The organism is Rhodococcus sp. MS16, from assembly GCF_013277795.1.
Lineage (GTDB): Bacteria > Actinomycetota > Actinomycetes > Mycobacteriales > Mycobacteriaceae > Rhodococcus_F > Rhodococcus_F globerula.
This window is the reverse complement of sequence record NZ_VBTM01000004.1, coordinates 733890-745857: the sequence shown is the minus strand read 5'-3', so window position 1 is coordinate 745857 and position 11968 is coordinate 733890. Positions and strand designations below refer to the sequence as shown.

Below are 11968 nucleotides of genomic sequence, written 5' to 3'. Positions count from 1 at the left end.
ATTCGACATGTGAAGTACCAAAATAATTTGGCACTGACATTCATCGACACACTGTTGAGTTCTCAAAGAACACGTGCACACCTTCGCATCAACCAGTGTCGAATGCTCCGGGGCAAGGGTTACAATCTTAGCTTATGCACCACCGGGAAGCAAGTTCCCGATGCAAGTGCTTGTCTCCGACTTCGTCCTACCGCGTGTCCCCGGCCTCTCGGTCGGGGTTGGTGTCCGTGTCGCTCTGACTTGGATAAAGTTACGCGACGGAAAACGGAGCGTCAAACTCCCAGGTCGCGGATGATCTTTGTGTTAAATCCGCTGGTAGCTCGCTTGCAGGCGAGCCACCAGCGGGCTCAGGAGTCACTTTAGGCAACTGTGACCCCACACACGTCAGTTCGCCAGTACTTTCACGCCGGCAAAGTTGCGCTTTCCGCGTCGCACAACCAACCAGCTGCCGTGCAGGAGATCCGTGACGGCCGGCTCCCAGTCCTCAGCTGACACCTTCTGGTTGTTCACCGATGCGCCACCCTCCTTCACAGCGCGCCGGGCAGCGCCCTTGCTTTCGCATAATCCGCTTGCGACAAGAAGGTCGACGATCGTCCGCGGCTCCCCCGGTGCCAGTTCACTGACCGAGGCTTCCTTCAACGCAGCGGCCAGAGTGGATTCGTCGAGCTCCGTCAGCTCGGCTTTTCCGAACAGTGCCTGGCTGGCCAACTCCACTGACCGTGTGTTGTGCTCGCCGTGAACCAATGTCGTCATCTCCGCCGCAAGACGCTTCTGTGCCTCTCGAGCATGCGGGCGTTCTGCGGTAGCAGTCTCGAGTTCTGCCAATTCCTCTGCACTCAGGAACGTGAACCAACGCAAGTACTTGATGACATCGGCGTCGCCGGTGTTCACGAAGTACTGGTACCAGGCGTACGGGCTGGTCATTTCCGGATCGAGCCACAGGCTGCCGCCGCCGGTCGACTTACCGAACTTCTTTCCGTCTGCCGAGGTCACCAGCGGGACGGTCATCGCATGGACACTTTCGCCATCCACGCGACGGTTGAGTTCGACGCCGGCGATGATGTTGCCCCACTGATCCGAACCACCCACCTGCAAGGTGCAACCAAGGTCGCGTCGGAGGTGAAGGTAGTCGTTTGCCTGAAGCAGCATGTAACTGAACTCGGTGTACGACATCCCGTCGGATTCGAGGCGACGCTTGACGGTGTCACGCGCGAGCATGACATTCACCGAGAAGTGTTTGCCTACGTCGCGCAAGAAGTCGATGGCCGACATCTTGCCGGTCCAGTTCATGTTGTTCTCGATGACGGCGCTCGTCGGAGAATCGTCGAAGTCCACAAATCGTTCGAGTTGGCTGCGGATTCGTCCAGCCCAGTCAGCGACGGTATCGGCCGAGTTCATCGTGCGTTCCCCGACGTCGCGGGGGTCGCCGATCAGACCGGTTGCGCCACCGGCAAGAACGATCGGGCGGTTACCGGCACGCTGAAAACGCTTGAGTGCAAGAAGAGGAACCAAATGTCCGGCGTGCAGGCTCGGCCCTGTGGGGTCGAACCCCGCATAGAGCGTGACCGGTCCGGCCTCGAGATCCTTACGCAGAGCGTCGAGATCAGTTGATTGGGCGATGAGCCCACGCCAGGTCAGTTCGTCGAGAATATTCTCAGTCACGGACTAGATCATCCCACCCTCACGAAAGGGCGGGCGCTCGCGGGCTTCGACGGTAGGCCGACACCGCCGGCGAATCAGGAATCCACAGCCGCCACGGGATCTCCGCTGCCGAGCTGACACCGACCCGGGGCCCCGCTACCCAGTTGTCCGACTCGCTCAGGTCCAGTCGAATTCGTGAATCCCGATCGAAGACATCAGCCCCGTTGTCCGCCAACGTAATTCCTGCTGCGGACCCGAGATTTCCCGGTCCGCGCGCCCAATCGCGGGGCGGACGATCCGGTGAACGACGGCCGGAGACAACATCGTGGCCGGCTTCGACCTCTGCTGCGCGGAGGAGTACTCCACCGGCCACTCCGGTCGGACCGTACGAAATGTTCATGCAGAAATGCATCCCGTAGCTGCGGTACACGTACAGCAAACCTGCGCGCTCGAACATCACCCGATTACGCGGCGTCTGCCCCCGATAGGAATGTGCTGCCGGGTCCGGCCACGGTCCGTCCTTCTCCCCGCCGTATGCCTCCACCTCGACGATCCGAAGGCTGACGTCGTCTACTGACAGTGTCGAACCGAGAATGATCAGTCCCGCCTCCAGCGGAGAAGTCACGCTCGCCAACTGCTTGATGCTCACCATTCGATTGTGCCTTTCCCCTTGACGCTGGGGCGCGTCCGGTTTCACAATTCAACATGTGATGAATTAACGGAATCGAGGTTCACCGTGACCACAGCACCTGCCATCGACATCCGAGGACTCACCGTCATCCGTGGAAAGCAGGAGGTTCTCCACTCCATTGATCTGCAAGTATCCGCCGGATCCGTCACCGGACTACTAGGCCCGTCTGGTTGCGGCAAGACAACACTGATGCGAGCGATAGTCGGAACTCAGATCGTCAAGAGCGGCGACGTACGAGTTCTCGGTGATCAAGCCGGAACACCGGCACTGCGTCGACGCGTCGGCTACGTCACCCAATCCCCCAGCGTCTACGGCGACCTGACTGTCAACCGCAACGTCCAGTACTTCGGATCGCTGTACGGAAAGTCCGGTGCCGATGTTCGGGCCGCAATCGACGCGGTCGGGCTCACTCGCTACGCGGACCAGATCAGCGCAGACCTGTCCGGTGGACAGATCGGACGCGTGTCCCTGGCCTGTGCTTTGGTTGCCGATCCCGATCTGCTGGTTCTCGACGAGCCCACCGTCGGACTCGACCCCGTCCTTCGAGTTGAACTCTGGGAGCGATTCGCTGATCTCGCCAAGGGCGGAACTACCCTGTTGATCTCCAGTCACGTCATGGACGAAGCAGATCATTGCGCCGAACTGATACTGATGCGCGACGGCTTCCTCCTTGCGCAACTCACGCCCGACGAACTTCGCGCGAAGACCAGGTGCGAACGCCTCGAAGACGCGTTCCTGGAGCTCATCCGGACCTCGCCGGTGGGAGGCGAAATATCATGAGTGTCACCATCTTCGGAGCAACGACAGTTCGCATTCTCATGCAACTGCGTCAGGACCGCCGCACAGTTGCCATGATCTTGTTGGTTCCGTCACTGTTGATGATCCTGCTCTACTTCCTCTACGTCGACGTCCCGACAGCGCCAGGCGCAGTACCGCTGTTTCAACGGGTCGCCATCACTATGCTCGGGATCTTGCCTTTTGTCGTGATGTTCCTGGTCACTTCCATAGCAATGCAGCGTGAGCGCAGTTCCGGAACCCTCGAGCGACTACTCACCACCCCGATGGGCAAACTTGACCTTCTCGCTGGATATGCCGCGGCGTTTTCGTTGTCGGCTGCAGCCCAGGCGGCCCTCGCGTGTGCCGTTGCCTTCGGGTTTCTGGGTCTCACTATCGCCGGAAGCCTCGGCTGGGTGATAGTCATCGCCGTACTGGGCGCAATCCTCGGAGTGGCGCTCGGTCTGTTGGCCAGCGCTTTCGCAAAGACCGAGTTCCAAGCCGTTCAATTCATGCCGGTGGTCGTGGTTCCACAGCTGTTCCTCTGCGGACTCCTGGTTCCGCGCGACCAGCTACCGACTTGGCTCGAATGGATCAGCAACGTCTTACCGCTGAGTTACGCCGTCGACGCACTTCAGCAGGTATCGATACACGCCGATGCCACCGGCCAAATGTGGCGCGACCTCGCGGTGATGGCTCTCTTTGCCGCGGCCGCCCTCACACTAGCCGCTGCAACGCTGGACCGCCGAACCCCATGAGCAGCAACAACATACCGTTGCGGCCGGGGCGGCGGCCGGGAAAGTCCGAGACCCGGACGCAGATCCTCGAGAGCGCCAGACGCGCATTCTCGCAAAACGGATTTGCACGAACCACGGTCCGCGCCATCGCAACCGAAGCCCAAGTCGATCCGGCCCTGATACATCACTACTTCGGCAGCAAGGAGCAACTGTTCACCGCCGCAATCGCCCTACCGCTGGATCCGAAGAAAGTTTTAGCCCCGGTTCATTCGTCTACAAGCGACCAACTGGGTACGAGTCTGTTGACTGCCGTCCTCGGTGTCTGGGAATCGGAGCATCAGGCCGCCATTCTCGCCGCATTTCGCTCGGCCATTTCCGGCGAAGGAACCCGACTGATTCAGAGCTTCCTTCTGAACATCGTCTTGCGGGACATCATCCCGCGGGTGGATTCACCGGCCGGGACAGGAATTATTCGAGCCGAATTGGTGGCGTCGCAGATCGCTGGACTCCTGGTCACTCGCTACATTCTCGAGCTTGAACCGCTGAAATCGCTGAGCGTCGACGCGTTGGTACCGCTGGTAGCTCCGAACCTCCAGCGGTACCTTACCGGCGAACTACCGATCTAACCTTCTGCCTTGGCGAGCAACTTCTCGTGCTCGTCGTCTGCAACATCGCGCGCTTCGTCGATCAGCAATACCGGGATACCGTTTTCGATCGGGTATGCGCGTCGCAGACGAGGGTTGTAGAGCAGCTCGTCCCCGACCAACAGCAGTGGACCCTTGTCTTGCGGGCAGGCCAAAATGCTGAGCAACGTCGAATCAATAGCCACGTTTATCCTCTCAAACCGAACACGAACCGATCAGGTTCAGGCTACCTGCTGAGCCGATACTCACCGCGAACCCGTACCCATCCTGGTTGGCATCAATTGCGCCGCAACTGCCTTGGTCAGCCGCTTGTACGACTGGGTTTCGGAGTCGAGATACCAGGTCCGCGGTCCCGGAGCCGGAAGCCCGGCCGCTGCGAGCACGGCGGGATTGGGCCGGAACGACGATCCAACGGCGATCTCGTCGACCACGTGCACGATGTCCGGACGCGCATCGAAGTCGAGGTGGTCCAACGTCTCGGCGAGTTCTGCGGCACGGAAATTGCGGCCGGGCAAACAGGTCACCGCGGCGACAGCCAACTGGAACGGTGCCTCACCTACCGCGTACGCCACCGCAAGGTCCACCCGCGAGACACTCGACAGTGCGTCGACGATCGGAGCGGTGAAGACGGGTCCACGCACAGTCGAGATCACCGTGTTCTTGTGGTCGACCAGCCAGTAGTCGCCGTCGGAATCACGGCGGAACAGGTTTTCAGTGGGTATCCAGGAATCTCCGGCCTCGAAGAGTCCGCGCATGGCACCACCGGACAGATCGGCATTGAATCCTGCACGACCCAGCAACAACCCGACCTCGTCGTCGGCGCACTCGCGGACAAACCCGTCCTCGTTCTCGAGGATCCGGCCGCTGAGCGGGTCGTACGCCGCAAGTCGCACCCGCGCACTACCGGGCAACGGACGTCCTTTGCACCCGATCTTCGATCCGGCCACATTCGCGAGGATCACGTCACCTTCGGTTGAGGCGTAGAACTCGAGGATCTGAGCAGGATCGAACGCCTCGGTGGTGCGCTTCCACAGCCCCGGCGGCATTCCGGATCCGATGAACAACCGAACGGGATGAGTACCGTCGAGCAGGAGAAGATCCTCGTCGAGAATCTGGCGCATCATCGACCACGTGTAACTCACCACGGTGACGCCGTAGCGATGGATCTCCTCGACAAATCGAGCCGGGTCCAGCCCCCTCGACAGCGCGATCCGGCTGCCACCTGCCATTGCGCCGCCGATTGTCGCCAGCAAACTTGACGAATGATGGAGCGGCGCAAGGCAATACACGGTATCGCCCCGGTCGAGGTCGGCAGCCGAGGCCGTACCGAATGCCGACAACGCCCACCGGTAGTTGGTAATCTGCTTGGCTTCGAGTCGGCCACCGGATTCCGCGAAGATGATGAAGGCAAGTTCGCGCGCAATCCCCGGATCAGGCCTGTACCAACCCGGCAGACTGACCGTCGTCGGGTCGATCTGCTCGAGATCGATGACGTCGTGCGCGGAATCCACGCTCAACCCACGCGCGTCACCGCCGCCGAGTACCAGTACCGGACGCCCCGCTGCGAGCACTTCCTGAACGTTTTCCGGATCGGTGATAATCCGATCGACATTTCCGAGTTTCACCGCCGTCGCAATGTCGCCGCCCGGTGGGAGCATGACTGCAACAGCTCCGAGTCGCGACAGCGCGGCGATAGCAGCGAGTGCACTCGGCCGGGTCTCCATGAGAATGCCGACGTGCGCTGCCGGGCGCACTCCAACCGAAATCAAACCGCGAACAACGTTGTCGATGCGGATGTTGACGGCTTCGTAGGTATGGACCCGGTTGTCGAAGAGGAAGCACTCCCCTGCCGGAGCCTTACGGCGCTGCTCGGCCAAGAGCGCACTGAGCGAAATCTTGGTGTGCGGCTGAATCTGATTGAGCCTGGCCAACCTGGGCAGAGCCCGAGCAGCCTCGCCGGACAATTCGAAAGTCCCGCGCAATGCTCCGCTGGCCAGATCGCTGATGCCCTTGGTCACGCCGACGCCGACCTCGGCTACCGAGGCCACGGTGTGAATGATCCGATTGCTCATCGACACCCCGGTCTCGTCCTCGGGGTACGGGCCCTGCGGCATGCGCTCGACGCGTGCCGGCCGTGTTCCGCCCTGCTCGATCCACTGCACGAACTCGCCTGTTGTCGGCCACGTGTGATTTGCGGCGACGGAACCAACGACCAGGCCGAAATGACCAGCGCGCAAGGTTGATTCGTAGACGTCAGCTCGCGGCGCTGCCTGCGTGATCCCGCGGACCGCTTGGGGCTGCCCGATGTCGTCGACCTCGCCGACAAATGCCAGAACGGGACAGGTGATCGACGCAAGCGTCACCGCTTGATCCTTGATGACGAACCCGCCGGACATCATCCGGTTGTGCACGACAAACTGCTTGAGCAGTTCGGCAACAGCGGGCCCGGACCAGCCGACCCATCCCTCCGTCGCCAGGAAGCGTCGTTGCTGTTCGCGCGGCAGGAGTGCCTCACGATCGTGAAGTTGCAGTAGGAAGTCGACACGCGACTTGAGCGTCTTGACGGGATCGAGCAATTGGAAGCCTGTCCGGGCCATCCACCCCGTGACCGCCAGCCTGTTGAAGACGTGATCCGCGAGGAAGTCTGCTCCCCACGTGGCTATCCCGGCCGGAATACCGAATGGGAGCGCCGCAAGCGTGTCGACGGGACTTCCGAAAGTGATGAGACTGGCGATGTTTCGGCTCTGCCGATATGCCGCAGCTTGGTAGGCGAACATTCCGCCCTGCGAATACCCGGACAGGTGAACGTCTTTGCCGGTATGCCGATGAACGTGATCGACGATCTCACTGAGCGCGATGATGTGGTCTGCAAGATTACGGCCCCAGCCACCATCCTGGGCGTCAGGTTCACCGAAGTCGACCACCCACGGATCAAGTCTCATCTCGTGCAGGATGCCGACTGCCCCCTGATCGCGCGTCACGTCGTACACACCGGCCGACATCATCATCGGCGGGACCAATACGATCGGCGGACCGGTCTCCCCTGGATCGGTGTCGGGAAAATACCGCCGCAGACGGTACATCGGCGCACGTTCGACGATCTCGAACGGCGAGGTTGTCAGATCCGTCTCGAGTCCACCCAGACGAACAACCTCCAGGCCGTTCTGCGCTGTCGCGACCACCCGCCGAAGCGGACCCAGCACCGACTTGGAATTCAATCCCACCATTTCACTCCCAAGTAACTCGCGTCAAAAACTCTGTCGCATTCGTGTCGAGCTAAACAAGCCTACTGCCCCCGAGAACACGTACGCGGCCAGTGAGGAAAAATCCTCTCTGACCGCGTACGACAACACCGACAACCGATGACTGATTTAGAGGGGCCACTCTCGCAGCGACTGAGCCAGCGTGCGTACGCCGTTCAGTTGCTCGGCCACCCGGACACCTGCGGTTCCGCCACGTGCGTTGCGTGAGGCGATGGAGCCCTCGACGGTCAGCACTTCCCGAACGGCAGGCGTCAACGACGCGTCGACTCCGGCCAGTTCCTCGTCGGTCAGATCCTCGAGTCCAACGCCGCGAGCCTCGGCGACACGCACACACGCGCCTGCGGCCTCATGTGCGACACGGAACGGAACGCCCTGACGAACCATCCATTCCGCGATGTCGGTGGCCAGTGTGAAGCCGGCCGGAGCCAACTCCGCCATGCGCTCGGTGTGGAACTCGAGGGTCTGCACCAGGCCGGTGATGGCCGGGAGCAACATTTCGAGTTGCGCAACCGAATCGAAGACCGGTTCCTTGTCCTCTTGCAGATCGCGGTTGTACGCCAAGGGCTGCGCCTTGAGCGTCGCCAACAATCCCGTGAGGTTGCCGATCAGACGACCCGACTTACCGCGCGTGAGCTCGGAAACATCCGGGTTCTTTTTCTGCGGCATGATCGACGATCCGGTCGACCACGCGTCGGCGAGCGTGATGTAGCCGAATTCCGGTGTACTCCAGATGATGACCTCTTCGGCCATCCTCGACAGGTCGACGCCGATCATCGCCAACACGAACGCAGCCTCGGCAGCGAAGTCGCGCGACGCCGTGGCATCGATCGAGTTCTCCGCAGAGCTGTCGAACTTCAGTTCTGCCGCAATGGCTTCGGGGTCGAGCCCGAGCGAGGAACCGGCGAGCGCGCCGGAACCGTACGGGGACACCGCAGCTCGCACGTCGAAGTCACGCAGACGCGCAACGTCACGCAACAACGGATGTGCATGTGCCAGGAGGTGATGCGCGAGCAACACGGGCTGAGCGGCCTGCAGGTGCGTCTTACCCGGCATGACTGCATCCGGATGTGCAGCCGCTTGAGTGGCAAGAGCGTCGACGACGTCGAGCACTCCGTCCGCAACGCGGCGCACCGCATCACGGAGCCACATACGGAACAGCGTCGCCACCTGGTCGTTGCGCGAACGGCCGGCACGCAGACGCCCACCGACCTCGGGACCGACTCGTTCGATCAAGCCGCGCTCGAGTGCGCCGTGCACGTCCTCGTCGGACTCGCTGGGCCCGAAGGCACCACTTGCGACGTCAGCGGCGAGGCGCTCCAAACCGTCGAGCATGGTGGCAAGGTCGGCTTCGCTGAGGAGACCGGCCTTGTTCAGCACGCGAGCATGAGCCTGCGACGCCCGCACGTCGTACGGAGCCAGAACCCAGTCGAAGTGAGTCGACTTACTCAGGGCCGCCATGGCGGCGGCCGGTCCGGATTCGAACCGCCCGCCCCACAACGCGCCCTCATTAGTGCCGTGTTTTTGGGCGTCTCCGACACCGTGCGCAGTCATTCTTTACAGACCCAGATCGCGCTTCGCGGCGACCTTCGACGACAGACCGTGGATCTCGACGAAGCCCTTCGATGCGGACTGGTCGAAGCTGTCGCCCTCGTCGTACGTTGCGAGGTTGAAGTCGTACAGCGACTCAGGGCTACGACGGCCGTTGACCGTGATGGCTCCACCGTGCAGGAAGAGACGGATGTCGCCGGTGACGCGTTCCTGCGTCTTCTCGACAAACGTGTCGAGAGCATCCTTGAGCGGAGAGAACCACAGGCCGTCGTAGACCAGCTCGGACCAACGCTGCTCCATCTGACGCTTGTAGCGACCGAGTTCGCGTTCGAGGGTGACATGCTCGAGTTCCTGGTGAGCGGTGATGAGCACCATCGCTCCGGGAGCTTCGTAGATCTCGCGGCTCTTGATGCCCACGAGGCGGTCCTCGACGACGTCGAGACGGCCGACTCCCTGAGCGCCGGCGCGGCGGTTCAGTTCCTGGATGGCTTCGAGGACGGAGACCGGACGGCCGTCGATGGCAACCGGGCGACCCTTGTCGAAGCTGATGATCAGCTCGTCGGGTGCGTTCCAGTTGGCCGTCGGATCCTCGGTGTAGTCGTAGACGTCCTTGGTGGGCGCGTTCCACAGATCCTCGAGGAATCCGGTTTCGACGGCGCGGCCCCAGACGTTCTGGTCGATCGAGAACGGCGACTTCTTGGACACGTTGATCGGGATGTTGTTCTCTTCCGCGAAAGCGATTGCCTTCTCGCGGGTCCACGCGTAGTCACGAACCGGTGCGATGACCGAGAGGTCGGGAGCGAGGGCGCCGAAGCCGACCTCGAAGCGAACCTGGTCGTTGCCCTTGCCGGTGCAACCGTGCGAGACGATGGTTCCGCCGTGCGAGCGTGCGGCCTCGACGATGTGCTTGACGATCAGCGGACGGCTGATCGCGGACACGAGCGGGTAGCGATCCATGTACAGGGCGTTGGCCTGGATGGTGGGCAGGCAGTACTCGTCCGCGAACTCGTCACGAGCGTCGACGACAACGGATTCGACTGCGCCGCAGTCGAGTGCGCGCTGGCGCACGACCTCCATGTCCTCGCCGCCCTGTCCCAGATCGATGGCGACGGCGACAACTTCAGCGCCTGTCTCCTTACCGATCCAACTGATGGCAACAGAGGTGTCCAGCCCGCCTGAGTAGGCGAGTACGACGCGATCGGCCATGGTGTGTGTGCTCCTTCGGTTGAAAATCTTCTATCAAGAATAAGGGGTCAGGCGAGGGATTCGATCATGGCGCTGAGTTCCGCTCCGGAAAGCGGTTCCCGGGCCATCACGAAGATGGTGTCATCCCCCGCGATAGTCCCCACGATATCGGTCAGCGAGGCACGATCAAGTGCACTCGCCAGGTAGTGCGCAGCCCCCGGTGGTGTCCGGAGTACCGCCATGTTTCCGCTGGAGTCCGTGGACACCAACAGCTCTCCGAGCAGTCGCGACAGTCGATCAGTGCCACCTGACACACCGCGTACGGGGTTACCGTCCTCGGGCACCACATACACACCGGCGCCGCCGTCCGCTGCCCGGAGTTTCACCGCTCCCAGCTCTTCGAGGTCACGCGAGAGCGTTGCTTGTGTCGCCTCGATGCCTTCTTCTCCCAGCAGCGACGCAAGTTCCGTCTGACTGCGAACCGGGTGCGCCGCCAGCAGCGCGATGATGCGCGACTGGCGACCGGCCCGAGTAGGAGCGATGCTCACGCCGCGCCTGCGGTTCTCTGCTCGAGCAGCCAGACCAAAAGGGCCTTCTGCGCATGCAAGCGGTTCTCGGCCTCGTCCCACACAACACTCTGTGGGCCGTCGAGCACCTCGTCGGTGACCTCTTCCCCTCGATGGGCAGGAAGGCAGTGCAGGACAACGGCCTTGGGGTCGGCGAGTGCCAGCAGGTCGGCATTGATCTGGTACGGACGGAAGGGACCGACCCGGTCGAGACCGTCGTTTTCCTGACCCATCGACGTCCACGCGTCGGTGACGAGTGCATCTGCACCAGCGGCAGCTTTCTGCGGATCCCGGGTAACCGTGATCGTGGCGCCGGTTTCCTCGGCCCGCTTACGTGCCGCGTCGAGAATCCACTGTGCCGGTTCGAAGCCCTCCGGACCGCAGATCGTGACGTTGATGCCGGCCGTGACGCCGCCGAGCATCAGCGAGTGCGCCATGTTGTTTGCACCGTCACCGAGGTAGGTGAGGTTCAGCCCCTTCAAATCACCCTTGTGCTCGGCCAGTGTCTGCAGATCCGCAAGGACCTGACACGGATGGAACTCGTCGGAGAGTGCGTTGACGATGGGAATCGTTGCGCCCGTTGCCATCTGCTCCAAGCGCTTCTGGCCGAACGTGCGCCACACCACGGCGTCGACGTAACGGGAGAGGACGCGTCCCGTGTCGGCCAATGTCTCCTCGCGACCGAGCTGCGTGCTCCGACCGTCGACGACAACGGCATGGCCGCCCATCTGTGCGATGCCCATCTCGAAGGAGAACCTCGTGCGGGTCGAGTTCTTCTCGAAGATCACTCCGACACCGCGCGGCCCCTCGAGTGGGCGACGCGAAAACGGATTCTTCTTGAGCTCGGCAGCCAGGGCGAGGACCTCGGCCTGCTGCGCAGGAGTCAGATCGTCGTCCCTGAGAAAGTGTTTCACCATGG

At 62.0% G+C, this 11968-nt stretch carries 11 protein-coding genes; 3 read left to right on the top strand and 8 right to left on the bottom strand.

The window, feature by feature from the left end:
• Positions 1-384: 384 nt before the first annotated feature.
• Positions 385-1662, bottom strand: coding sequence for a tyrosine--tRNA ligase (gene tyrS / locus FEZ60_RS12900; protein ID WP_092800134.1), 1278 nt, complete (start codon positions 1660-1662; stop codon positions 385-387).
• A gap of 19 nt (positions 1663-1681) precedes the next feature.
• Positions 1682-2293, bottom strand: coding sequence for a DNA-3-methyladenine glycosylase (locus tag FEZ60_RS12895; protein ID WP_172936203.1), 612 nt, complete (start codon positions 2291-2293; stop codon positions 1682-1684).
• 84 nt (positions 2294-2377) lie between these two features.
• Between FEZ60_RS12895 and FEZ60_RS12890 the strand changes: the two genes are divergently transcribed.
• From FEZ60_RS12890 to FEZ60_RS12880, 3 genes are read left to right on the top strand one after another with little or no spacing between them, the layout of a single operon-like run.
• Positions 2378-3112, top strand: a complete 735-nt coding sequence (locus FEZ60_RS12890) for an ATP-binding cassette domain-containing protein (protein WP_172936202.1) — start codon at positions 2378-2380, stop codon at positions 3110-3112.
• Complete coding sequence (locus tag FEZ60_RS12885) at positions 3109-3864, top strand: ABC transporter permease (RefSeq protein ID WP_033230776.1); 756 nt, start codon at positions 3109-3111, stop codon at positions 3862-3864. Before FEZ60_RS12890 ends, FEZ60_RS12885 begins: the two co-directional genes overlap by 4 nt.
• On the top strand, positions 3861-4469 hold the full coding sequence (locus FEZ60_RS12880) for a TetR family transcriptional regulator (RefSeq protein WP_033230777.1): 609 nt from the start codon (positions 3861-3863) through the stop codon (positions 4467-4469). Before FEZ60_RS12885 ends, FEZ60_RS12880 begins: the two co-directional genes overlap by 4 nt.
• Here FEZ60_RS12880 and FEZ60_RS12875 read toward each other — a convergent pair.
• The 6 genes from FEZ60_RS12875 to argF form a co-directional block, all read right to left on the bottom strand.
• On the bottom strand, positions 4466-4672 hold the full coding sequence (locus FEZ60_RS12875) for a Trm112 family protein (RefSeq protein WP_033230778.1): 207 nt from the start codon (positions 4670-4672) through the stop codon (positions 4466-4468). The two genes, FEZ60_RS12880 and FEZ60_RS12875, sit on opposite strands and share 4 nt — an antisense overlap.
• 60 nt (positions 4673-4732) lie before the next feature.
• Positions 4733-7714 carry an acyl-CoA synthetase gene (locus FEZ60_RS12870; RefSeq protein ID WP_172936201.1) on the bottom strand — a complete coding sequence of 994 codons (2982 nt, stop codon included), beginning with the start codon at positions 7712-7714 and terminating at the stop codon, positions 4733-4735.
• A 144-nt stretch (positions 7715-7858) separates the two neighbouring features.
• Positions 7859-9301 (bottom strand): argininosuccinate lyase, encoded by a 1443-nt coding sequence (gene argH, locus FEZ60_RS12865; RefSeq protein ID WP_095886403.1) that lies wholly within the window; start codon positions 9299-9301, stop codon positions 7859-7861.
• 3 nt (positions 9302-9304) lie between these two features.
• The gene (locus FEZ60_RS12860; protein ID WP_033230781.1) at positions 9305-10504 is read right to left on the bottom strand and encodes an argininosuccinate synthase; all 1200 of its coding nucleotides are present in this window, start codon (positions 10502-10504) and stop codon (positions 9305-9307) included.
• Between the two features lie 47 nt (positions 10505-10551).
• Positions 10552-11031 (bottom strand): arginine repressor, encoded by a 480-nt coding sequence (locus FEZ60_RS12855; protein ID WP_033230782.1) that lies wholly within the window; start codon positions 11029-11031, stop codon positions 10552-10554.
• Positions 11028-11966 carry an ornithine carbamoyltransferase gene (argF, locus tag FEZ60_RS12850; protein WP_033230783.1) on the bottom strand — a complete coding sequence of 313 codons (939 nt, stop codon included), beginning with the start codon at positions 11964-11966 and terminating at the stop codon, positions 11028-11030. The genes FEZ60_RS12855 and argF overlap by 4 nt, the downstream gene beginning before the upstream one ends.
• Positions 11967-11968: the final 2 nt, after the last annotated feature.